The 23,605-nt window shown below is 65.6% G+C and carries 18 protein-coding genes; 6 read left to right on the top strand and 12 right to left on the bottom strand.

Annotated elements, in window-relative coordinates:
* Positions 1–88 precede the first annotated feature (88 nt).
* Together CFB24_RS04055 and CFB24_RS04050 are read left to right on the top strand one after the other, a co-directional pair.
* Positions 89–376, top strand: coding sequence for a YARHG domain-containing protein (locus CFB24_RS04055; protein ID WP_244593311.1), 288 nt, complete (start codon positions 89–91; stop codon positions 374–376).
* A gap of 283 nt (positions 377–659) precedes the next feature.
* The gene (locus CFB24_RS04050; protein WP_088519524.1) at positions 660–1,475 is read left to right on the top strand and encodes a ferredoxin--NADP reductase; all 816 of its coding nucleotides are present in this window, start codon (positions 660–662) and stop codon (positions 1,473–1,475) included.
* Between the two features lie 38 nt (positions 1,476–1,513).
* Here CFB24_RS04050 and CFB24_RS04045 read toward each other — a convergent pair whose 3' ends face one another.
* Entirely contained in the window at positions 1,514–1,921 is a 408-nt protein-coding gene (locus CFB24_RS04045; RefSeq protein ID WP_088519248.1) for a thioredoxin domain-containing protein, read from the bottom strand.
* 213 nt (positions 1,922–2,134) lie between these two features.
* Entirely contained in the window at positions 2,135–2,617 is a 483-nt protein-coding gene (locus tag CFB24_RS04040) for a Dps family protein (RefSeq protein ID WP_088519247.1), read from the bottom strand.
* A 162-nt stretch (positions 2,618–2,779) separates the two neighbouring features.
* Here CFB24_RS04040 and CFB24_RS04035 point away from each other — a divergent pair, with 162 nt between their 5' ends.
* The 3 genes from CFB24_RS04035 (at position 2,780) to CFB24_RS04025 (ending at position 7,932) form a co-directional block, all read left to right on the top strand.
* Positions 2,780–4,837 (top strand): ATP-dependent helicase, encoded by a 2,058-nt coding sequence (locus CFB24_RS04035; RefSeq protein WP_088519523.1) that lies wholly within the window; start codon positions 2,780–2,782, stop codon positions 4,835–4,837.
* The gene (gene dinB, locus CFB24_RS04030) at positions 4,834–5,928 is read left to right on the top strand and encodes a DNA polymerase IV (protein ID WP_088519246.1); all 1,095 of its coding nucleotides are present in this window, start codon (positions 4,834–4,836) and stop codon (positions 5,926–5,928) included. The genes CFB24_RS04035 and dinB overlap by 4 nt, the downstream gene beginning before the upstream one ends.
* A 129-nt stretch (positions 5,929–6,057) precedes the next feature.
* A complete protein-coding gene (locus tag CFB24_RS04025) occupies positions 6,058–7,932 on the top strand; it encodes an arylsulfatase (protein WP_088519245.1) in 1,875 nt (624 codons plus the stop codon).
* 417 nt (positions 7,933–8,349) lie between these two features.
* On the opposite strand, the gene cysG is transcribed toward CFB24_RS04025, so the two are convergent.
* Positions 8,350–9,768: a siroheme synthase CysG gene (cysG, locus tag CFB24_RS04020; RefSeq protein WP_088519244.1), complete on the bottom strand. Its 1,419-nt coding sequence runs from the start codon at positions 9,766–9,768 to the stop codon at positions 8,350–8,352.
* Position 9,769: 1 nt separating this feature from the next.
* Positions 9,770–10,807 carry a glycosyl transferase family protein gene (locus CFB24_RS04015; RefSeq protein WP_088519243.1) on the bottom strand — a complete coding sequence of 346 codons (1,038 nt, stop codon included), beginning with the start codon at positions 10,805–10,807 and terminating at the stop codon, positions 9,770–9,772.
* A 139-nt stretch (positions 10,808–10,946) separates the two neighbouring features.
* Between CFB24_RS04015 and CFB24_RS04010 the strand changes: the two genes are divergently transcribed.
* Positions 10,947–11,870: a heme o synthase gene (locus CFB24_RS04010; protein WP_088519522.1), complete on the top strand. Its 924-nt coding sequence runs from the start codon at positions 10,947–10,949 to the stop codon at positions 11,868–11,870.
* 11 nt (positions 11,871–11,881) lie between these two features.
* On the opposite strand, the gene CFB24_RS04005 is transcribed toward CFB24_RS04010, so the two are convergent.
* The 8 genes from CFB24_RS04005 to greA all read right to left on the bottom strand — a co-directional run bounded on the left by CFB24_RS04005 (position 11,882) and on the right by greA (position 23,478).
* Entirely contained in the window at positions 11,882–12,649 is a 768-nt protein-coding gene (locus tag CFB24_RS04005) for a GntR family transcriptional regulator (RefSeq protein WP_088519521.1), read from the bottom strand.
* A gap of 121 nt (positions 12,650–12,770) precedes the next feature.
* Positions 12,771–15,143, bottom strand: coding sequence for a glycosyltransferase family 2 protein (locus CFB24_RS04000; protein WP_088519242.1), 2,373 nt, complete (start codon positions 15,141–15,143; stop codon positions 12,771–12,773).
* Entirely contained in the window at positions 15,140–17,668 is a 2,529-nt protein-coding gene (locus CFB24_RS03995) for a glycosyltransferase family 2 protein (protein ID WP_141098344.1), read from the bottom strand. The genes CFB24_RS04000 and CFB24_RS03995 overlap by 4 nt, the downstream gene beginning before the upstream one ends.
* Before the next feature lie 38 nt (positions 17,669–17,706).
* On the bottom strand, positions 17,707–18,390 hold the full coding sequence (locus tag CFB24_RS03990) for a class I SAM-dependent methyltransferase (RefSeq protein WP_088519240.1): 684 nt from the start codon (positions 18,388–18,390) through the stop codon (positions 17,707–17,709).
* Complete coding sequence (locus CFB24_RS03985; protein ID WP_088519239.1) at positions 18,387–19,727, bottom strand: glycosyltransferase; 1,341 nt, start codon at positions 19,725–19,727, stop codon at positions 18,387–18,389. Before CFB24_RS03985 ends, CFB24_RS03990 begins: the two co-directional genes overlap by 4 nt.
* A 168-nt stretch (positions 19,728–19,895) precedes the next feature.
* Positions 19,896–21,098, bottom strand: coding sequence for a calcium-binding protein (locus CFB24_RS03980; protein ID WP_141098343.1), 1,203 nt, complete (start codon positions 21,096–21,098; stop codon positions 19,896–19,898).
* Between the two features lie 262 nt (positions 21,099–21,360).
* Entirely contained in the window at positions 21,361–22,218 is an 858-nt protein-coding gene (locus tag CFB24_RS03975; protein WP_088519237.1) for a hypothetical protein, read from the bottom strand.
* A 786-nt stretch (positions 22,219–23,004) separates the two neighbouring features.
* Positions 23,005–23,478, bottom strand: coding sequence for a transcription elongation factor GreA (gene greA / locus CFB24_RS03970; RefSeq protein ID WP_088519236.1), 474 nt, complete (start codon positions 23,476–23,478; stop codon positions 23,005–23,007).
* Positions 23,479–23,605 lie beyond the last annotated feature (127 nt).

Raw genomic sequence — 23,605 nt, 5'->3', positions numbered from 1 at the left:
TGATGTGCGACAAGGCGCCGGGCGGCGCCGGGGCTAGGCTGTTGGGCGCGGGACCGCGCGTCGGTCTCTCCGGGGCATGGAGGGCGTGATGGGAACGGTCCGTCATTGTGTTCTTGTGGCGGCGCTGGCGGCTTCGCCCGCGATGGTCGCGCCCTCGGCCGCCTTGGCCCAGGCGCCGGACCCCGCCTATATGTCCTGCGGCGAACTCTGGCATGCGCGCAACAAGATCTATGCGCGCAACGGCTATTGCTTCAAAAGCGCGCGAGCCATCGCCGTGTTCGGCGAGGGCTGCTTCCCGCCCTATGGCCAGTTGGGCGGCTGGGAAAAGGACCGCGTCGACGAGCTTCAGATGTGGGAGGCCCGCAAGGGCTGCTGATCGGGCGCAGCGCCGGGGCAGGCGGATTTCTTAACCGAAAGCAAATTGGGCGCCGGTTATGTTTGTCCCAGATCAAACTTTTGCTCGGGTTCGGCTTGCAATCGGGCGCGCCTCGCTATACGTGAAAAGTCTAGGTTTTTCGTCGGCATTTCATCCGGCGACCGGGCCGATGCGGAAGCGCCTCACCGTGATTGCGGTTATTTCCGGGCTTGGTTCAATGCTTTAGCGCGGTCGGACGCGGCGGGCGCCGGCGGACCGCCGTTGTTATGGAGACGACATGACGATGACCAATGCCGAAGCGGCCGCCGCGCCGAAGAAGAAGGCGGGCGGCGCCTTCAATCGCGAGACCGTGCTGGAAGTGCAGCACTATACCGATCGTCTGTTCCGCTTTCGCACCACGCGCGACTCCGCCTTCCGTTTCATCAACGGCCAGTTCGCCATGATGGGCCTGGAAGTGGACGGCAAGCCGTTGCTGCGCGCCTATTCCATGGCCAGCGCCAATTATGAGGACGATCTGGAGTTTTTCTCGATCAAGGTGCCCGATGGGCCGCTGACCTCGCATCTGGCTCATCTCAAGGTCGGCGACCAGGTTCTGGTCGGACGCAAGCCCACGGGCACGCTGGTGCAGTCGAACCTGTTGCCGGGCAAGCGCCTCTACATGTTCTCGACCGGCACGGGCATCGCGCCTTTTTCCAGCATTATCAAAGATCCCGAGGTTTACGACCTCTACGACCACCTGATCCTGATCCATGGCTGCCGTGAGGTCGCCGAGTTGAAATATGGCCTCGATATTGTCGAGGCCGCCCGCAACAACGAATTCTTCGGCGAGATCGTGCAGGAGAAATTGCTGCATTATCCGACGGTGACGCGCGAGCCTTACCACTATCAGGGCCGATGCACCGACCTGATCGAATCGGGCAAGCTGTTCGCCGATCTGGGCCAGCCCGCGCTCAATCCCGACGACGACCGCGTGATGATCTGCGGCAATCCCGGCCTGTTGCGCGACCTCGTGCAGATGCTCGAAGCGCGCGGCTTCCGCGAGGGGTCGGGCGGCGACCCGGCCTCTTATGTGATCGAAAAGGCGTTCGCCGAAAGCTGACGCGCGCCCGACGCGTCGCCCTGGCGGCGCGTCGGGGTTCAGTCGTCGTGCATCCAGAATTCCGACATGGCGCCGGGATGCGCGGCCGGCGCGGTCTTGCCGGCCAGGAAATCGGGCCATTCCGCATCGGTCAAACCCGCGCCGCAGCGTCCGTCCAGCTTGACCAGGGGGGTGCGGATCAGGTCGTGATCGGCGCTCATGGCCACCAGCGCGCCTTGCGCGTGCATGGCGCCGGGGTTGACGGCGCCCGACAGCACGCGCGGCGCCTGAGGGTCGAACCATTCCGCCACCGGCTTGTTGCCGAAATAGGGACGCAGCAGCGCCGGCGTCCAGGTTTCCGCGGCGATATCGCGGATTTCCAGCGCATAGCCATGGTCGGCAAGGGCCTGCTGACAGCGAATATCGGCGGCTTCGCGCGGTTTTACATAAAAGGTGATGGTCTGCATGTGACGGACTCCCGAAGTTTCGCGGGAAAAATCATGCGAGCTCTACGCCGTCTACTATATTCCACAATATATCATGCAGTATGTTCATGACAGAGTTTTGAATGTGATCGCGTGGTTTCGGCTCGCTCGCCGCCGAGTTCGACAAAACATTCAACAAAATGGGCGATTGAAAGTTCCCCCGGCCGGAACCGGGGGAACAATTTGCCAGTCGTCTCACTCCTCGAGGAGGCTGCGCAGCATCCAGGCGGTTTTTTCGTGGACGTCGATGCGCTGGGTGAGCAGGTCGGCGGAGGGCTGGTCGTTGGCGTCGTTGACCAGCGGGAACAGGTCGCGGGCGGTGCGGGCGGTCGCTTCCTGCGCCTCAACCAGATGCTGGATCATGTCGGTGGCCTTCGGCACGCCCTCGACCTCCTTGATCGAGGCGAGCTTGACGAATTCCTTGTAGGTGCCCGGCGCCGGCAGGCCCAAAGCGCGGATGCGTTCGGCGATCAGGTCGAGCGCATTCCACTGTTCCGTATATTGCTGCATGAACATCACATGCAGCGTGTTGAACATCGGACCTTTCACGTTCCAGTGAAAATTGTGGGTCATCAAGTAGAGCGTGTAGGAATCCGCCAAAAGATGCGACAGGCCCGCCGCAATTTTCTTGCGCACGTCTTCGGGGATGCCGATGTTGATCGTGGTGTGTTTGCTCATTTCTGCCTCATGAAAAATGTGCTCGAATATGGCCGGACCGACTCTGGTGTTATGAGCGCGACCGCCGGGGAAAGCTAACAGAAACGCCGCCGCTTTTTGATCGGTTTTTTCGATCCCTCATCGCCGATTTGGTTCCTGCGCGTGTTCGTTTTATGTTCAGGCGTGCAGACCAGCGATTCGCTCGCGCGGGAGGGCGCGCCCTATCTCGCCAAACTCAACGACGCCCAGCGCCGCGCCGCTGAATTCGGCGCGGAGCGGCCGTTGCTGGTCATCGCCGGCGCCGGTTCAGGCAAGACCAACACGCTGGCGCATCGGGTGGCGCATCTGATCGTCAAGGGCGCCGATCCCCGCCGCATCCTGCTGATGACCTTTTCGCGCCGGGCGTCCACCGAAATGCGGGAGCGCGTGCGGCGCATCTGCAAGGAGGCGCTGGGGCGACGCGCCGACGTGCTGGCCGACGCCCTGACCTGGGCCGGCACCTTTCACAGCATTGGCGCCCGTCTGTTGCGCGAACAGGCCGTGACGATCGGGCTGGACCCCGATTTCACCATTCACGACCGCGAGGATTCGGCCGATCTGCTCAATCTCGTGCGCCACGATCTCGGCTTGTCCAAGACGGAAAAACGCTTTCCCGGCAAGGGGACCTGCCTCGCCATTTATTCGCGCGCGGTCAATTCCGAGGCGCCGCTGGACCAGGTTTTGGGGAAGGCGTTTCCGTGGTGCGCGGGCTGGGCCGACGCGCTGAAAAAGCTGTTCGCCGCCTATGTCGAGGCCAAGCAGGCGCAGAACGTGCTCGATTACGACGATCTGTTGCTGTACTGGGCGCAAATGATGCAGGAGTCCGCGCTGGCGGCGGAGCTGGGCGGGCGCTTCGATCATGTGCTGGTCGATGAATACCAGGACACCAATCGTCTCCAGGCCAGCATCTTGCTGGGCCTGAAACCGGATGGGCGCGGGCTGACGGCGGTGGGCGACGACGCCCAGTCGATCTACGCCTTTCGCGCCGCCGAAGTGCGCAACATTCTGGATTTTCCGGCAAAATTCACGCCGCCCGCCGAGATCGTGACGCTGGAGCGCAATTACCGCTCGACGCAGCCGATTCTGGAGGCCGCCAACGGCGTCATCGCGCGGGCGCAGGAGCGTTTCACCAAAAACCTTTGGACCGAGCGGACATCAGCCGAACGTCCCGCTTTGGTGGTGGTGCGCGAGGAGGCCGATCAGGCCAATTTCGTCGCCGAAAAAGTGTTGGAGGCGCGCGAAACCGGGATGCGGCTGAAGGATCAGGCGGTGCTGTTCCGCGCCGCGCACCATTCCGGGCCGCTGGAAGTGGAGTTGACCCGCCGCAACATTCCGTTTGTGAAATTCGGCGGCCTGAAATTCCTCGACAGCGCCCATGTGAAGGATGTTTTGGCCTTCCTGCGTTTCGCGCAAAACCCGCGCGACCGCATTTCCGGCTTCCGGCTGCTGCAATTGTTGCCGGGCGTGGGGCCCGCCGCGGCGCGGAAGATCCTCGACAGGATCGCGGCGGACTCCGCGCCGTTCGATGCGCTGGCCGCCCTGCCGGCGCCCGCCAAGACCGGCGCGCATTGGGGGGGGCTGGTGGAGATTTTGCGCGCGCCCTCGGGCTGGCCGTCCGACCTCGCGCGGGCGAAAACCTGGTATGAGCCGCATCTGGACCGGCTGCACGAGGATTCCGTCACGCGAAAAATCGACCTCGCGCAATTGGAGGTTATCGCCGCCAACTATCCGTCGCGCGAAAAATTCCTCACCGAACTCACGCTCGACCCGCCCGACGCCACCAGCGCGGAGGCCGGCCCGCCGCTGCGCGACGAGGATTATCTCATCCTCTCCACCATCCATTCCGCCAAGGGGCAGGAATGGAAAAGCGTGTTCGTGCTCAATGTGGTGGACGGCTGCATCCCCTCCGATCTCGCCACGGGAACGCGGGCGGAGATCGAGGAGGAGCGGCGGCTGCTCTATGTCGCCATGACCCGGGCGAAAGATCATTTGCGGCTGATCACGCCGCAGCGGTTTTTCACCCACGGCCAGCACAGCCGGGGCGACCGTCACGTTTACGCCGCGCGCAGCCGGTTCATTCCCACGGAAATGCTGGGGAGTTTCGACACGATCGGCTGGCCGGCGGTCCGCGCCGACGAGACTGGCCCGGCGCTGCAAACGCCTGTGGACTTGCGCGCGCGGATGCGCGGCATGTGGAAATGACCGCGCCGGAGCGCATTCGGAAAATTATTCACATCGACATGGACGCCTTTTTTGCGTCGGTCGAGCAGCGCGACCATCCGGATTTGCGCGGCAAGCCGGTGGCGGTGGGCCATGGCCGGGCGCGCGGCGTGGTGGCGGCGGCGAGTTACGAGGCCCGCGCCTTTGGCGTGCATTCCGCGCTGCCGTCGGTGACGGCGCAGCGCAAATGTCCCGATTTGATCTTCATGCCGCCGCGCTTCGACGTTTACCGCGCGGTGTCGCTGCAAATTCGCGAGATTTTTGCGCGGCATACGCCGTTGATCGAACCATTGTCGCTTGATGAGGCCTATCTCGACCTGACCGATTATTTGCAGGACGGCGAGACGGCGACGGAGACGGCCGAAAAAATCCGCGCCGCCATTTTCGCCGAGACCGGGCTGACCGCTTCGGCGGGCGTGTCCTACAACAAGTTTCTGGCCAAAATGGCCTCCGACCAGCGCAAGCCCAACGGGCTGTTCGTGATCACGCCGAAACAGGGGCCGGGTTTCGTCGCGGCGCTGCCGGTTCGCAAATTCCATGGCGTCGGGCCGGCGACCGCCGACAAGATGAAGCGGTTGGGGATCGAGACCGGCGCCGACCTGCGCAGCTGCACGCCGGAGTTTTTGGCGCATCATTTCGGCAAGGCCGGCGCGTTCTATTGGGCCATCGCGCGGGGCGAGGATTTGCGGCCGGTCAAGCCGAACCGCGAGCGGAAAAGCATTGGCGCGGAAAACACGTTCTTGCAGGATATTTTCGCGCCGGAGGCCATGCGCGAGAAGATCGCGCCCATCGTGACCAAAGTTTTCGCGGCCTGCGAGCGGCTGCATCTGTTCGGCCGCACCGTGACCGTCAAAGTCAAATATGCCGATTTCCAGCAGGTGACGCGCGCGCATACGGAAGGCGCGCCGGTCGAATCGGCGCCGGAATTGTCGCGGCGGGCGGAAGCGCTGTTGGCCCCGCTGTTTCCGTCGGACAAGGGCGTGCGGCTGCTCGGCGTCACCGTTTCGGGATTTGACGAGCCGGGAAAAGCGATGGAGCAGCTCGGCTTTCCGTTCGGGCGCGAGGGCAAGTAGGCCATTTCGCGCTAACTATTAATTTAACTGATCGACTTAGTAGGATTATGCCTGTAAGCTGACGCTCGTGTGTGAAAGGCGGGGCGGCGCGCGCCGGCCAGCGCCTTCGCGGAGCAAACGAGGGCTTTCATGAACCAAAGAAAACTGTTGAAGACGGCGACCCTGGCGGCGTTGCTGACCTCCTGCGCGGCCGGCGCGCTTCAGGCGCAGACGGCGCAACCCTATCAGGGCGTGGTCGGCCGGATGCTCGCGGATTCCAAGGAATGGTGGCCGGCGCCGACGCAGGCGCCCGCCGGCGCGCCGAACGTGATCTGGATTCTCCTCGACGATGTCGGCTATGGCGCGTCAAACGCGTTTGGCGGGCTGGTCGAAACCCCCACGCTCGAATCCCTGGCCAACAACGGCCTGCGCTACACCAATTTCCACACCACTGCGATTTGCGCGCCGACCCGCTCGGCGCTGCTGACCGGCCGCAACAGCGCCTCGGTTCACGTTTCCGGCTTCAGCCACACCGTGCTGTCGGCCGGCTTCCCCGGATGGGACGGCCGGCTGCCCGCCACCGCCGGCACCATCGCCGAAATCCTGCGCGACAACGGCTACAATACGTTCGCGGTCGGCAAATATGGCGTGACCCCCGATGAGGAGGCCACCGACGCCGGTCCGTTCGACCATTGGCCCACCGGCAAGGGTTTTGACCATTTCTTCGGCTTCCTCGGCTCGCAGACCGATCAATACAAACCCGATCTGGTCGAGGATCAGGCCCATGTCCGCCCCGATGGCCGCCATCTTTCCGCGCAGATTACGGACAAGGCGATTTCTTACATCGACCGCCAGAAGAAGGTCGCGCCGAACAAACCGTTCTTCCTGTATTACGCGCCCGGCGCCACCCATGCGCCGCATCAGGTCGACGCCTCCTGGAGCGACAAGTACAAGGGCAAGTTCGACGCGGGCTGGGACGCCTATCGCGAGGAAGTGTTCCAGCGCCAGAAGAAACTCGGCGTGATCCCCGCCAACGCCGTCCTGCCGGATCGCAACCCCGCCATCAAGCCGTGGGACTCGCTGCCGCCCGAAGAAAAGAAGCTTTACGCACGCTTCATGGAAGTCTACGCGGGATATCTCGCCTATACCGACTATGAAATCAGCCGTCTGGTCAACCATTTGAAGGAAACCGGCCAGCTCGACAACACGCTGATCTTCATTTCCGTCGGCGACAACGGCGCCAGCAAGGAAGGCACGCTCAACGGCGACATCGACCGCTCCCTGGTGACGGCGCCGCTGCCGGAGAAGGACAATATCGCCCATAATCTGGGCAAGATCGGCGAAATCGGCACGCCGGCCGCCGTCGAGGGCAATTACCCGCTCGGCTGGGCGCAGGCCGCCGATACGCCGTTCAAGCAATGGAAGCAGGACGCCAACGCCGAAGGCGGCACGCATAATCCGCTGATCGTTTACTGGCCGAAGGGCATCAAGGACAAGGGCGGCATTCGTCCGCAATACAGCCATGTCATCGACGTTCTGCCGACCACGCTCGACCTGATCGGCGTCAAGCCGCCCGAGGAAATCCGCAGCGTCAAGCAACAGCCGGTCGAGGGCGTCTCCTTCGCGGATTCGATCGACAACGCCAACGCGGCCTGGCATCACAACGAGCAATATTATTACATCTTCGGGTCGCGCGCGATCTACAAGGACGGCTGGAAGGCGGGACTCGCCTATCCCAGCAGCTTTATTACCGGCATCGCCAAGGCCAACGAGGCTTTCGACGAAAACGCGTGGGAACTTTATAACCTGAACGACGACCCCACCGAGCGCATCGATCTGGCCAAGAAGAATCCGGAAAAACTCGCCGAGCTGAAGGCCGAGTTTGAAGCGCAGGCCAAGGCGCACAATCTCTATCCCTTGATCACCTGGGACGACGTGCTCAAGGGCCGCATTCACGCCGGGAAAGACAAGAAATCCTTTGCCGAGAGGGTCAAGGACATCACCAAGGCGGGCGATAGCCAGTAGTTTGTGCGAACTGCGGCCCGAGTTTTTCGCTCGGGCCGTTTGCTTTGGGCGCGGTATTTTTATGGTTTTGTTGTTTTTGCGGTTTGGCCGCGGATTTCGGTAAAACTCAACCGGAAGTTGAAACGGATTGGCGCGAAACGCGCGAAAAGGCCCAAATTCCTGCGAAAAACGTGCAAGATTCTGGAAAAAACCGTGTGTTTTCGTCGCTACAGCTTGCAGGTTGCGAAAGCGGGGTGGTCTCAACAGGGGCGTCTCGCCGTTGCCGGCGATGCTGATTGTTTCTTGTAAAACAATTAGATGTGCCTGCTGTTCGCGCGCCCCTGATGGTTTCACGTGAAAACAAAAAGGGAACATTCGCGCCAGGCCGGCGCGTCGCCCAACTTTCTTGTTTTCACTTTCGGCGCGGCGGCCGCCGCGTCAGGCGGTTGGTCCTGACGGCGGCGTCGGCGCATACCAATTCAGCTTGTCGCGCAGCTTCACCACATGGCCGACGATGATGATGGTCGGACCCTTCAGGCCCGCCTCCACCGCCTTGGCCGCCAGATCCGAAATCGTGCCGGTCACGGTGATCTGACTGGGGCGCGTGCCGTTTTCGATCACGGCGGCGGGCAGGGCGGGATCGGCGCCGCGCCTCACGAATTCCTTCATCAGGAAGTCGAGATGCGTCAGCCCCATATAGACCGCCACGGTCTGGTTGGGCCGCAGCAGCGTGGACCAGTCGAGCTCGATCGGGCCGTCCTTGCCGTGGCCGGTGACGAACACGCAGGATTGCGCGTAATCCCGGTGCGTCAGGGGGATGCCGGCATAGGACGAGCAGCCGGCGGCGGCGGTGACGCCCGGCACGACCTGGAACGGAATCTTGTGATCGGCGAGCTTGTCGATCTCCTCGCCGCCGCGCCCGAAAATGAAGGGGTCGCCGCCCTTGAGCCGCAGCACGCGCTTGCCCTGGCTGGCGAGCTTCACCATCAGCTCGCCGATCTCCTCCTGCGGCAGCGCGTGATGCGAGCGCCGCTTGCCCACATAGATGCGCTCGGCGTCGCGGCGCACCCGCTCGAGAATGGTGGGTTCGACCAGCCGGTCGTAAAGAACCACATCGGCCTTCTGCATCAGCCGGAAGGCGCGGAACGTCAGCAGGTCGGGATCGCCGGGGCCGGCGCCGACCAGATAGACCTCGCCCCTGACCTCGGCGTCGGGCGTCGAGCCGTCCGGGCGGACGCGCCAGATTTCATGATCGAGCACGGCGCGGGCGCCGTTCTCGTCGCCGGCCAGCGCCATTTCCACCGCCGGCCCCTCATAAAACCGTTCCCAGAACCGCAGCCGCGCCGAATGGCTCGACAATTTGTCCCCCAGCGCGGCGCGGCCTTCTCCGGCCAGCGACGCCAGCCGGCCATAGGCGGCGGGGATCAGGGTTTCGAGCCGCGCCTTCAACATGCGCCCGAGCAGCGGCGCCTCGCCGCCGGTCGAAATGGCGACGATCAGCGGCGAGCGGTCGAGCACGGACGGGTTGATGAAATCGCTGAGCTTGGGGCGATCGGCGACATTGACCAGCGCCCCGGCCTGGCGCGCCCGCGCCAGCAGCGCGGCGTCCGGCTCCTCGTCGCCGTCCGGCGCGAAATAGCACAGCGCGCAGCCGGCGAAGGCGTCGGCGCGCGCGAGGTCGCCGCGCGCGAACCGGCCGTCGAGGACGAGAAATTCGGCGCAAGGCTGGTCCGCGAACAGCACGACTTCGGCGCCGGCGGAAAGCAGGGCGCCGACGCGGCGCGCGGCGATGGGGCCGTTGCCGACGACGGCGACGCGCCGCCCGGCGAGGGTCAGAAAGAGAGGCTGACGGTCCATTTTATCGCGTGATCCATGCGTCCCGGTCGCGGGCGCTCCAGAATTGCTCGGCAAGCGCCTGCGCGGCGGCCTGATCCGCCGCCGCGCCGCAGGTTTTCAGCGCCAGCGCCATCGTGCCGGCGACCGCGGCTTCGGCGTAGGCGTCTCGGGTCTCGCCGCGCCAGACGGCGACGAGGCGTTTGAGGTCCATGTCCTCGTCCGGCGTCTGCCGGGGCTCCTCGATCAGGGGCTCCCAGCGCTCCTCGAAGGCGACGCCCTCGCGCAGGCCGAGCGTCTCGCAGGGTTTGCCCGGACGCCGTTCGATTTCGCCGCCTTCGCCGCGAAACACGATCATGTCGCGCTCGCCGAGCAGCGCGGCGGCGCCGCGATGGGTCGCCATATAGTTGGGATGGAAAATGCCTTGCAGCAGGCAGGGCGCGGCGAAGGGATTGATCATGCGCGCGATCGTATGGACCGGCGAGCGCAACCCGAGGATCGGCTTGAACCCCATCATCCGCGCCAGCGGCGGGCTGATCGCGGCGAGGTCGAGATAGGCGAAGTTTTTCTGCGACAGCGCCGCGCTCGCCTCGGCAAGGTCGCGCGCCGGCGTGACGCCGAGGGCGCGCAAAACTTCGCCGGTGTAGAGCCGGCCGGCCGTGTGGCCGTCGAAGCCGTGCATGAACACTTTGCGCCCCGACTGCGCCAGCGCGAGAGCGGCGAGCAGGAACCAGGGCAGCTGCCGCTTCTTGCCGGCGTAGGAGGAAAAGTCGATGTCGGCGGCGGGGCCGCCCTGCGGCAGGGTTTTCCGCACGGCGCGGACGAAGCCGGCGATTTCCTCGGGGCTTTCCTCCTTCACGCGCAGCAGCATCAGAAAGGCGCCGAGCTGCTCGGGCAGCACGTCCCCGGCGAGGATCATGGCCATGGCCTGTTCGGCCTCCTCGACGGTGAGCGGGCGCGACAGATTGCGGCCCCGGCCGAGGATGGCGATGAAGCGGGCGAAAGGGTGCGGCGCCAAGGGCGAGAAGGCGGGCGAAGGGGCTTGGGAAGTGGCTTGGGACATGGGCGTTCCGGGCTTTCGCCCCTCATAGCATGAGCGCGCCGCGCAGCGAAACACTTGCGCGATCCGACGAGAGGAACGTCCGTTCGACTCGAAGGTTATCGCTTTGTTCATCGAATTGGTCGTTGGGAGCGCATTCGCCATGAAGCCAGCCGTTGGGGCCACGAACGCAGCCGGGCCGCGCGTGGGAAAAGTCCGCGCGCTTGATCGTGTGCTGTTGTTGAAGCCGCGCGTGATGTCGCTGGTGGTGCTGACCGGCGCGGTCGGCTATCTGCTCGCCCCCGGGCCTTTCGACGCGCTGAATTTCCTCGCGGCGATCTGCGCCATGGCTGGGGCGGCCGGCGCCTGCGGCGCGCTCAACATGTGGTGGGACGCCGACATCGACGCGCAGATGGCCCGCACGGCGGCCCGGCCAATCCCGCGCGGCGCGGTGGCGCCGCGAGAGGCGCTGGTCCTCGGCCTGGCGTTGGCGCTGCTGTCGATTGTCGCCATGACGGCGCGGGTCAACGCCCTTTCCGGCGCCTTGCTGGCGCTGACCGTCGTCATCTACATCCCCTTTTACACCATGGGCCTGAAACGGCGCACGCCGATGAACATCGTCTGGGGCGGCGCGGCGGGCGCGCTGCCGCCGGCGATCGGCTGGGCGGCGGCCGGGGGCGAGTTGGGGCTCGCGCCCGTGGCTTTGTTCCTGCTGATTTTCTTCTGGACGCCGCCGCATTTCTGGGCGCTGGCGCTGCGCCGCAGCGGCGATTACGCGCGAGTCGGCGTGCCGATGCTGCCCAACGTCGCCGGCCCCGGGCGAACCTGCCGGCAGATCGTGATCTACAGTCTGGCGCTGGCGGCGGCGTCCTTCCTGCCGCTGGTCATCGCCAAGCTCGGCGCGCTCTACGCGCTGGCCGCCGCCGGTCTCAACGCCGTCTTCCTTTGGAAGTCGCTAAGACTTTACGGCCTGCGCGACGGCCCCGTTCTCGCGCGCGACAAGGCCGCGCTGAACCTGTTCGGCTATTCCGTCGGCTATCTGTTCGCCCTGTTCGCGATCATGCTGCTGCACGCGCTGGTTTTCTGACGCCGCTCCCGTCAGTTGCGCGCGCAGGGCTCCAACGTCAGCCGATAGGTGTAGCAATCGCCGCGGAACGTGCTCTCGACATATTCCACCATCTGGCCCGAGGTCGCCTGGGTCCGGCGTTTGATCAGCAGGCAGGGTTGCGGCGAGTCGAAGCCGAAAGCGACGTTTTCGTCGTCGCTGCTCAACACCGCCTCAATGCTCTGCTCGGATTCGCCGAGCCGGACGCCGCACACCTTGGCGAGATGGTGGTAGGCCGCGCCCTCCACGTTCCAGTCGGCCATTTCGGGCGCCAGCGTGAGGTCGAACCACGCGATTTCGCGCGAAAGCGGCGCGCCGTCGCCGAGCCGAAGCCTTACAAGCCTCAGGAAATGGGCGGTGGACGGCCGGTTGAACACCGAGGCGATCACCCGGTCGCGCACGATGTCGCGCGACAGCAGGCGCGTGGAGGGCTCAAGACCCAGTTCGCGCATTTCATCGGTGAACCCCTTGAGCCGGCCCGTCCGCTGCGCGGCGCGCTGCGGGGCCTTGGCCACCGCGCCGCTGCGCCGGCTGGTGCTGAGCAGGTCGTCCTTGCGCAGCTCCTCGTAAAACCGGCGTACGGTGGTGCGGCTGAGATCGAGCCGCTCCGCCAGCATGCGCTCCGCCGGCAGGCTCTGGCCTTCCTCGATCTCGCCGGTTTCCAGCATCTTGTTGAAGGCGCGCGCCATCTGCTTGTAGACGGGTTCGGCCAGACCGCGGTCCGGCGCAAGCGATTCGATCAGTCGTTCACTGGAGATCATGATGTTCAATGGTCTTCCGCCGTTCAAGCCAAGCCGCAAAGCGCTTCGATAATGTCAACATCATGGCGCTGTTGACGCTGAACGGAAGATGAATGGGCGCTTTTCGCCTCCTTTCAGAGGATTAGAAGCCGAGCGGCACGGCGCGCCGGTGCGGCAGGCCCGGTTGGCGCGGCGCAGCCGGCCGGGGCGGCCACGCGAGCGCGCTGAAGGGAATGGGATCGAGCGACAGCAGCGGGCTGTAGGATGGATCGGCCAGCAGGCCCTCGCCCCAGGCGGAGCGCAGGTTGCGCAATTCGCGCTGCATGCGCTGCGACTTGTCCGGCGCCTCGTCCTTGCCGCGCGAGGCGGATTCGCGGTGCATCAGCTTGGCGTGGGGCGTCTGCACCACGCGCAGCCCCTGCGACCGCAATTTCAGGCAATAATCGACATCGTTGAAGTTGATCGGGAAGTTCAGCGCGTCGAAGCCGCCGGCGGCGTCGAACAGCTGTTTGTCCGTCAGCAGGCAGGCGGCCGTCGCCGCGCTGCATTCATGGGCGGCGAGCAGCATGTCGGCGTAGCCGGGATCGCCGTCGATGCGATCGTTGAAAGCGTGGGTCGCGGCGAGGCGCGGTCCCAGCACCACGCCGCCATGTTGGACGACGCCGCTCGGCCACAGCAATTGCGCGCCGACCGCGCCGACGTCGGGCTCGGCGATGCGGCCGAGCATGTCCTCCAGCCAGCCCTTGTGCAGCGCCTCGACGTCATTGTTGAGCAGCAGCAGGTATTGGCCGGTCGCGACCGCGGCGCCGGCGTTGATGACGCCGGAAAAGTTGAAGGCGCCGGAGACGCGGAACACCCGCAGGCCCCGCGCGGCGATCTCCTCGAAATAATCCAGCGTCTCGCGCTGGCCCGATTCATTGTCGAGCACGATGATCTCGTGCGGCCCGAGATCGGCGGTGGCGAACAGCGAGTCGATGCAGGGGCGCAGCAGATCGACCCGGTCGCGGGTGGGAATCAGGATCGAGACCTTGCCGGGCGCCGGCGGTCGCGCCAGTTTGAGCCGCGGGAAGGCGAAGCCGAGGGCGGGCTCGATCCGCGCCGGCGCCTTGCGCGCGTCGAAATGGGCCTTGGCCGCCTGCATCAGCGCCGGCCCCATGGCGCGGGCGTCGAAGCGCGGCAGACGCGCCAGGAAGCCGGGAATATGCACGGGCGTCGCTGCGAGCGGAAAGGACTGGCGCGGCCCGCGCGCCCGGCGCCGGTCGAAGGCGAAATTGCACAGGCGGAACAGGGAATCGACGCCGGCCTGCAAGGCTGCGCGCAGAAAATCACGCCGCGCAGCGAAAAACAGGGCGCCTGCGCCCTGTTCGAGCAGGCGTTCATAGTCGAAGGCCGGCAGCGCGACCGGCCATTCGCCCTCCTCGCCGGCGCTCAGGGTGAAATCCGCATAGGCCCAGGGCGCGGCGGGAAAAGCCTTGAGCGCGGCGGCGAAGGCCGCCAGCGCGCCGGGGTCTAACAGGGTTCCGCCCAGGGCGAAGACGAATGTGTCGCAGCCGCTGGCGTCCTGATCGAGAAACTGCCCCAGCGCCGCCGGGTCGAACTGCGCCGCCCCGGCGCCGTCGAGCACGGCGGCGAGCCAGTCGCATCCTTTCTGCGCTTCGAGCGTCTCCAGGCTTTCCTGCGCGCCGGCCTCGCCGATCAGCACCACGGCGACGGGCGTCGGCTCCGGCTCGCGCGGGGGCTGCGCCGCGAACCGCCGCCGCCATTCGCCGATCACGGTGAACGGCAGGGATTGCGGCATGATCTCGTCGAAGAATTCCGCGCGCAGCCGCTGCGATTCGAGATCGGCTCCGCTGCGGATGAAATTGGCGAGGCCGTCGGCGAAGGCGGCGAAAAACACCGGGCTGCCCGGAAGCTCCTGCCCGTTGTCGTCGATCACGCGCGCCTGATGCGCGCGGCCGTCGGCGAAATGCTCGGGTAGGAACAGGTCGAAGGCGCGCCGAGGCCGGGCCTTGGGGCCGTCGTCGATGTGAACCCAGCTCGACGCGCGGGCTTCCGCCACCACCTGACCCTCCACCAGGGCGCGAACCCGGCCCTCCGCGACCCCGGCGCCGAGCCAGCCATTGAGACGCAAGCCGCCGAGCCAGCGCGCCTCGCCTTCCTGGCCCGCCTCCTGCGCGATGAGAAAGGGGGCGTCGAGGCAGGCGAGCGCCGTCTCGCCATTGGCCAGACGCAGTTCAAGCCGCCGCGCCTGAGCCAGCGCGCCCGGCGGAAGCGAGAACACGAATCCGTGGCAGCCGTCCGACGCGCCGCCGTTCTCGCCGGCGCCGGCCTGCGGCTGGCCCGCGAGATGGGCGTCGTAAAGGACGGCGCGCGCCAGCCCGACCGGGCGTCCGTCGACCAGCAGGTCGACCGCCAGGCGGCGCAGCGGATGGGCTGAATCGAACGCATGGCCGCCAATCCGGTTCTCCGACAGGAGGACAAGAGACGCGTGGATGGTGTGCGTGGCGTCGCTCATGCGCTTTCGTTCCTTGCGCGCGCTTCGGAGTCCATGGCGCGGCGCGCGGCGAGCCAGTCCGCCACGCGCTCGGCCGTCTTGCGGTCGCACAGGCGCGGATCGAGCGCAAGCTCCGCGCTATGGAAGGGCAGGGCGCCCGAGGACCAGTCGAAACTGGCGCGCGGCAGGCGGCAGGCCGCCGCCAGCGCGTCCAACCGGCCGAAATGGCGGGTCCGCGACCCCGACATCAGTTCCGTGACGCCGTGAGCGGCGACGAGATCGGGCAATTGGGCCTCCTCAACCGGGCCGGTCACCAGCACATTGCCCGGCGCCATGGCGGCGAAATCGTCGAGGCAGGCGCCGAACACGACCAGCAGCGCCGGGTCGCCGCGCCGGCGCAGCGCATGCGCCAGGGACAGCGCCAGCGCGTCGGCGCCGGCCTCGGGCTGCGGCGACAGCAGGCCGAGCACGCGCCCGCCCTCCACCTGCGGCGTGAAGGCGGCGACATCCGGCGGCGACAGCACCCGCGCCTGCGGAAACAGTCGGCGCGCCACATAGGCGGTCATTTGGTCGAGCGGGCGCAAGGTCGCGCCGGCGCCGGCGGCTTCCTGCCAAAAACGCAGGCGCTGCGCCGTGTCCGGGCAGTCCGATAGCGCATGGGCGCAGGCGGGGCAGGGTTGCGCGTCCGCAAGATGCTGGCAGGTTCGCTCTGGTCGAGGCGGTCGCGCGAACCATTCCAACCCGGCGATGGCCAGCTCCAGCTCGCCGAGACGCGGCAGCATGGCGAGGAGCGGCGCGGGCAGGGCGTGCGAGAAAAATAGCGTGATCCCGGTCAGGCGCAGGCGCACCAGCCATTTGCCGAGCGCGTCGAAACCGCGCGGCTCGCTCAGGTCGAATTCGAGCGATTGCGGGCTGACCCCCGCGGGGCCGCGCAGCGTCGCAAGCCGCTGTTGCGGATCGTAGCGACAGATCAGCGGCGCCGGCGCGTCGGCGGCGAAACCGGCCGCCTCGGCTTCAGCGTCCGCCGCGTCGGCGCCCAGGGCGGCGACGATCAAACGGAACGGCCGGAGTGGCGCGTCGAGCCGCTCCAGCGCCGCGCGCGCGCGATTGAGCGGATCGGCGCGCAGGAAGGCGGCGCATTCCGCCTCGTGCCCGGGAAAACGGCTGCGCAGCGCCTGCATGTTGCGCACCACCAGCCGGCGTTTTTCCGCGCCGAACGACAGCGAGCCGGCGTGGCCGACATAGACGCCGGCGGCGCAGACGGTGCGAAAACCCTTCTCGCGCGCTCGCAGGCAGAATTCGACGTCCTCGTAATAGCCGCGTCCGTAAACTTCCGGCAGCGGTCCCACCGCATCGAGGCAGGCGCGGGTGATGTAGAGGCAGAAGCCGATTCCATTGGGCAAGTCGATCAACAGGTCGCCATTGGCCTGCCGCGCCAGAGCGTCGAGCCGCGCGACCTCGCGCTCGCCGGGCAGCGGGCTGCAGGCGTTGGGGATGGGAAAGCTGCAGGTTTCGCCATTGTTCGACAGCGGCGTCAGCGCACCGACGTCCGGCGCGGCGCGCGACAGCGCCGCGAGGCGCGCGAAAACGCCGCGCGGGGGCAAGGCGTCGGCGTTGAGTAGAATGACGTCGCCGCCGTCGCAGATCGACAAGGCGCGATTGACCGAAGCGGCGAAGCCCAGGTTTTCGGGGTTGCGGATCAGCTCCAGCCGCCCCGAGGCGGCGTTGATGTCGAGCCAGCCGCTGAGGGCGGCGTTCGGACTTGCGTCGTCGACCACCACCACCCGCCCGCCGACCTCGTCGAGTTGCGCCATGGCCGCCGTCAGGCAGGCGCGGGTCGCGGCGAAATCCTCATAGACGGGAACGATCACCCACAGGCGGGCGCTTTGCGTCGCGCGCGCGGCAGCCGGGGCCTCTGGCGCCGCCGCCCAGCTGGCGACGTGCCGGCCGCGACATCGAAGCGTGACGCCGGCGAGGCCCTCCGGGTCCAGGCTCAGGTCCACGGCCTCCACCCCCTCCAGTCGCAAAGGATGCTGCGGCGCCGGCGTCAAGAGGGTCGTCGTGCAGGGATCGCGCCGCTCCAGAAGGTCCGGCGCCTCGCCGGCGCGCCACGCCGCCCAGCCGGTCAGACGTCCGGCGATGGTCTGCAGGCGCAGAATCGCCGGCGTCCCTTCGGCGAAGACCTCGGCGAGGGCGAGCCGCAACAGGTCGAGCCCGCAGGCGGGGTCGTCGATCGCCGCGCGCGCCGCGATCAGTTTCTCGTCGCGATGGCCCCATTGCAGCACGAAGCGCAGCACGGCGCGGTGGGTCGGGTCGAGGTCGAGGGCGCGGACGAGGTCGGCCCGGGCGAGCGCCTCTAGCCCGGCGCCGCGCGCCGACTCGGAGCGCAGCAGGAAATCGAGCGCGTCTGCCGCGCCGAGGCGACAGCGCCTGTCAGCGAAACGGAACGCGCTGGCGAAGTCGCCGCGCCGCAATCGTTCCGCCGCCAATCGGGCCAGCGCCTCGTCGTGGCCGCCGCGGTCGATGAGCAGGGGCTCGCCGTTCACGTCCGTCTCTCGCTGCGCGGGCAGGCCAGCAGGGTCGGCTAGCGCTGCCAGGGCTGCTGGATCCCTTGAGGCGGCGGGGCGCTGCCCCCCTGGCTCAGGGTCAGGAAGGGCTCGAGCATCGAGCCGGCGAACAGGTGCGACAGCCAGTCCCAGGATGCGCCCGGGGTGAGCAGCAAGCCCCAGATGTCGAAATATTTGCCCTCGATCACCCGCACTTCGGAGAAGCCTGCGTTCATGGCGACCCGGCCGAGCCGCTGCGCCGTAAAGCCGGTGTTGTGGGCCATGTAATGCGCGCCATTGGCGATCATTTCGCTATGGCCGAACAGCATGTCGATGGGGCGGATGGCGCCGGCCGGAGACTGGTAGGCCACGGCCTCGGCGCCTTCGGCGAGGATGAAGCGGGCGATGGCCAGCAGGCTGGGGCAGGTGACCAGCGCGAAACCGCCCGGTTTGATGACCCGGCGGAACTCCCGAAAGGCGGGAATGACCTCGTGCGCGTGCAGATGCTCGATCGCATGAGAAGAATACACCACATCCACGGCCGCGTCGCGGATCAACGCCCGCATGTCAACGATGGAGCCGATGACGTCGGGTTCGTTGGCCGGAACGATGTCGAGCCGGATCTCCGACCAATCCTGCGGCGTGAAGATTTGGGGAATTCTGCCCGAATTGCGGGGACCCGAGCCGGCGTTCAGGATGATTTTCTTCAATGCGTCATTCATCCTACGTCCTCTTGATTTGCGCTTGAGGCGCCGCGGCTGCGCCGGACGATGAAGGGGGCCGGGCGTTTTTCCGGCGATTCGGGGGCGTCGGCCGCGTCGGTGGGCGCTTCCGGATCAGGCGCCGGAACGGGAAGCCCGAGAATGTCCATGGCCTGACGCAGGCAATCCTTCTTGGCGTAGCGCGCCAGCGCCGTCTCGCGCGCGGCCGCGCCCAGCGCCGCATAGTCGGACGGCGCGGCCAGAACGCGCGAGACTCTTTCGGCGAGGCCCGCGGGTTCGTGAAACGGCGTGAGCAGGCCGTTGACCCCATCGTCGATCGCCTCGCGCACCGGCGGCGTATCGGAGCCGATCACGACGCACCCCAGCGCCATCGCCTCGATCATCGACCAGGACAGCACGAATGGAACCGTGAAATAGACGTGAACGGTGGTGGTCTGAAGCAGCTGAACGAAGCGGTCGTAGGGTTGCGGCGGCAGGAAATGCACGCGCGACAGGTCGAGCCTGTCGGCCACCTCGTCGAGATAGATCGACTTCCAGCTCTTGCCTTGTTCGGGAGCCGCGCCATAGGAGACATCGTCGCCGCCGATGATGACGGCCTGGGCGTTCGGCCGCGCCGCCAGAATGTCCGGCAGCGCGCGCATGAACACATGATAGCCGCGCATCGGCTCGAGGTTGCGGGCGACGAAGGTCACGATCTCGTCGCCGCGATGCAGCACGCGCCCGCCCGGGAGTTCGAACTGCGCATTGGCGTCCGGCATTAGACGCGCGTCGTCCACGCCCTCATGGACGACGTGAATCTTGGGGTGGAATTCCGAGGGATAGGTCTGCTTTTGCCATGAGGTCGGCGACAAGCCGAGATCGGCGTCCACCAGAGACAGCAGCGTCGCGGCGTTCTTGCAATGGATCGCGACGATGCCGTCGACCCCGAATTGCGGATCGTCGGGATCGAAGTGAATGTCCTGGCCCTCGGGGCGGTAGTAGAATTCGCAGTAGATCGCGATTTTGGCCTTGGGAAAGAACGGCCGCAACGGCAGCGTCTCGCCCCAGCCGCAATGACCGACGATCAGGTCGGGGGTGAAACCCTTGGCTTGCAATTCGCTCAGGGCGAAAAGAACCTGCGTGGCGCGACGGCCTTCTACGTCGAGGCGACGGGCGAAGGGATGCGTTTGCGAGACATTGAAGAACGGCATCCTGTAGCGCAGTAGTTCCACGCCGGGGAGGTCCTGCGCCGTTTCGGACCCGATGGCGACGACGCGATGGTCGGGAGATTTGGCCAGCTCTCCCGCCAGTCCACGGAACTGGGCGGGAAAATTGTTGTGAACAAATAAGATCTGCATCCTGCTCATCTCGCGAGGGCCGTGGGCCACGGTCCTGGCCGCGTTCTTGATTAGAGCAATTCGCCGGAAAAGAAACAGAGGTCTTCGGCGACAGTTAACCTGGCGAGGTTCAAATGAAAACGCCGCGCGACAAGCGCGCGGCGCGGAGCGCTGGGACAGCGGCCGGTCTTACTTGAAGCCGCTCGAGATGGTCTCATGCGAGACGATATTGAGCTTCGCGCCCGAATACGTCAGCGTATGACCGTCGGTGAAGGTCAAGGTCGTGGCGCCGCCCGCGATGGTGGACGTCGAAGCCACGCCGCCGTTCGAGGCGTTCGAGACGATGTCGATCGTCGTGTCCGCGCCGCCGACGATGGTCGAATTGGCGCTGCTCCAGTAGAAGATCGTGTCGTGGCCCGTGCCGCCGACAATGCTCGAATTGCCGGAAGCGACGCCGATCGTATCCGAGCCGGAGCCCAGCGTGATCGTGTCGTGGCCAGAGCCGGTCCAGGCGGTGAGCGTGCCGCTGCCGCCATGGATCGAGTTGTTGCCCTGGGCGAGACCGACATAGACGTCGCCGATACCCGCGTTGATCGTGTCGGACGAGCCTGCGAACCGGCCCGCCCAGACGGTCGTCTGGCCGCCGCCGGCGTGCAGCGTGTCGTTCACCGTGTCGATCACGCTGCGGCCGCCGCCGAAAACGGTGTCATTGCCGGAGCCCGTCCAGATCGTGTTGACGCCGGTCTGATAGACAGAGCCCTTGGTCGGATCGTTGATGTTGCGGATGTCGTCGGTGTTGTAGCCGATGATGAGGTTGTCGCCGGCCCAGGCGCCGAGTTGGTCCGAACCGGAGCCCGCGACCAGCGTATCGGCGGAATTCGACCAGCCGCCGCCCCAGAGAAATTCCGTGCCGCTGCCTGCGTGCATCTCGCTGTGGCCGCCGCCCCAAAGCGTATCGTCGCCGGCGCCGCCCCAGATGGTGTTCTGCACCGCCGAGCCGGTGGTGGACCCAATGGCCGTGCCGTAGAGCACGTTGTGGCCGTCGGCGACGCCGAGAATCTGGCCGGCGCCCGATCCGGCCACAATCGTGTCATAGGAATAGGCGGCCGACGAAGACGTGTCGCCGCCGTAATAGCCGCTACCCGATCCGGCTTGGATTAAGGTGCGGCCGGCCGTTCCGCCGTAAATGTTGTTAAAGCCAGAACCGCCGGTGATCGTCTCCCTGGATCCAGGGCCGCCGACCACCACGAAGCTGCCCGCGCCGAGCGAGATGCTTTCGCCGGTGTTGCCGCCACCGATGATCGTGTCCATCAGCGGACCATTGTTTTCGATCGTCAGCTTGTCGGCATATTCGCCAATCGCAATGACATTGCCGCCAGAGGCGTCCGTCACGGAAATGGGCGATCCGTTCGGATCGTTGGCGATGAACAAGTGCCCCGGCGACGTCAAGCTCGCTGCGCCGCCGTCCTCATCCAAAACGAGCGACGTCCCCTTGCCCGACGCCGGCTGAAGGCCGTTAGCGGCCAGAGCCTGTTCGATCAGGCTCTGTGTGAAACCATTTAAGGTCTGACCTAAGTAGGTCTCAAGACTTGATTTGTTAAGGTTATATGTAAAGGTCACAGCCGTCCCCGCTTTTATCTATCTTTGCTCAAACTCACGCGACGGCGTTCGCCATCGCGCGGAAAACTTTCAGTTTCGACTCGGGCGGCCGCGCCGCCGGAGCCCAGTTTGCGACCGAGACGTCGCCGACCGCGGCCGGAGACAATTCGACGCGCAGACCGACCAGGGGGTCGGCGCCCGCTGCGCTGACGATCTCGATCTCGCGGCCCCGCCGACTCACCACGGGCGCCCCCAAAAACAGGGCGCTGGCCACGATCTCGAAATTCTCCGCAGCGGCGCCCGACAAACGCAGCCGCAAGCCCGCGAGCGGAAGCGCGCGGCTCCGTGTTCCGACGAAAGTTCCAGGCCCCGCCCAGTCCATCCAGCGCGGAGGATTGGTGGCGAGAAGCGGTTGCAGGTCGAGCGAGACGCCATTCGGGAAAGCGCCGCGAACTTCCAAGCCTTCGATCGGCGCCGGCGCGTCAGGCCCCCCAATCCAGGCGCCAAGCGCCGTCTGCAGGTCGCCGCGCCGCGCAACATGCGCGAGCAAGCAGGGGGCGCCCTGTTCGGAAGCTGGGGCGACCTGCGCGTCCACCGGCGCGGCCTGATCGCCGCTCAACGGCTCGATCCGAAACGACGCTTCAAGTGGGTCGCCGGCGGCCCTGGCCACGATTTTGACCAAAAGCTGACCCGGTTGTTCCGCGCGTACGATCGCGAAATCGCCCGGAGCGGACAGAAATCCAGAGACGACGCCGGGCGTGGAGATCACTTCCAGGAAAGGCGCGCTCGTCGGCATCGGCTTGACGATGGCGAAAGGAGAAGGACCGTGCGCTGAACCCGTCGCATAGCGCAAAAGGATCAGACCACGATTGACCGTGATCGCCGTCTCTTGCTCTTGCGTCGCCTGCGTCAATACAACCTCCTGGTAGATGATTACAACCAACGGTATGGTTGCGGTTACGGGCTTTTACCAGTCGTTATCCTTTACCTCCCGTAAACCTTTACCATTCGTAAGTCTTTCCCTTTCGTAACATTAGCTCCGCCGGTTTGCCAAACGAAAAATTGCTGCACATGCGAGATTGCGCCGAATGGGCATTGACAAAGCGACGTGACATTATGAACGCGTGATTTGCCGTTTGCGTCGCTTACGCTTGAAAGCGAAGCAATATCAATATAATGATGCAAAAAGTTCGGGCCGGTCTTGCGCGACGCTTCCGGAATTGCGAGGGCGCCTCCGCTAAGGCGTGACTTGATTTTAAGCAAGTCTGCTGCGGCTTGTGTAAATCGTAGGCAATACAACCTGAAAGTGTATTTTTGGGCTCCCGTGAGTAACACGGGCAGCGCGCTAACACTCGATAGAATAGACGAAAGATGGAGGATTGGCCTGGTGCGGACGACGGCGTGTCGGCAAGGAATTGCAACCGGAAGGGGTTGCCAGGGGTGGCTCCGACTGGGGCGGCGAGCGTGGCGCTGATGCGAGTCGGTTGTTCAAGGTCTATAAAAAACAACGAGTTGTTGAATAAGCTGTCAGGATTCGAAATGCACGGGTATGGTTGCGCTTAAGCTTGTCGGCGGCCCTAAAATCAGGCAAGTCGCGCAAATTCGTGGAAAAATCCCGCGCGAGCGCAAAATGCGTGTTGTTGCGGAGCGGGTGAGCCGCTCCGGCCGGTTGTACGTGCGAACGGAAATACGGCGGGAATCAGATGAACTCGACCTTGAGGATTTCGTAGCTCTTGCCGCCGCCGGGCGTGTTCACTTCCACGGTGTCGCCGACCTTTTTGCCGATCAGCGCCCGCGAAATCGGCGAGGAAATGGAGATGCGGCCGGATTTCACGTCGGCTTCCGTGTCGCCGACGATCTGGTAGCGCTTCTCTTCCTCGGTGTCTTCGTCGATCAGGGTCAGGGTCGCGCCGAACTTCACCCGGTCGCCAGACAGTTTGCTGACGTCGATCACGTCGGCGCGGGCGATCTTGTCCTCGAGTTCGGCGATGCGCCCCTCGTTGAGCGACTGCGATTCCTTGGCCGCATGATATTCAGCGTTTTCGGACAGGTCGCCGTGGGACCGCGCTTCCGAAATAGCTTCGACGATGCGCGGACGCTCAACCTGCTGGCGATGCTTCAATTCCGCTTCCAGCGCGGCGAAGCCGGCGGCGGTCATGGGCAGCTTTTCCATCCTAATGTCTTTCTTTTCAGTCGGTTCCGTGGACGGAGCCGGCAAGGGCCAAACGCGCGACGCGCCCCGATGGGGCGCGTCGGCTTCAAGCGAAGAGGGCGGATATGATCCTTCATTCGCTGGGGAA

It is taken from the genome of Rhodoblastus acidophilus (assembly GCF_900187365.1).
GTDB classification, from domain to species: Bacteria; Pseudomonadota; Alphaproteobacteria; order Rhizobiales; family Beijerinckiaceae; genus Rhodoblastus; species Rhodoblastus acidophilus.
This window is presented reverse-complemented; position numbering and strand designations above follow the sequence as displayed.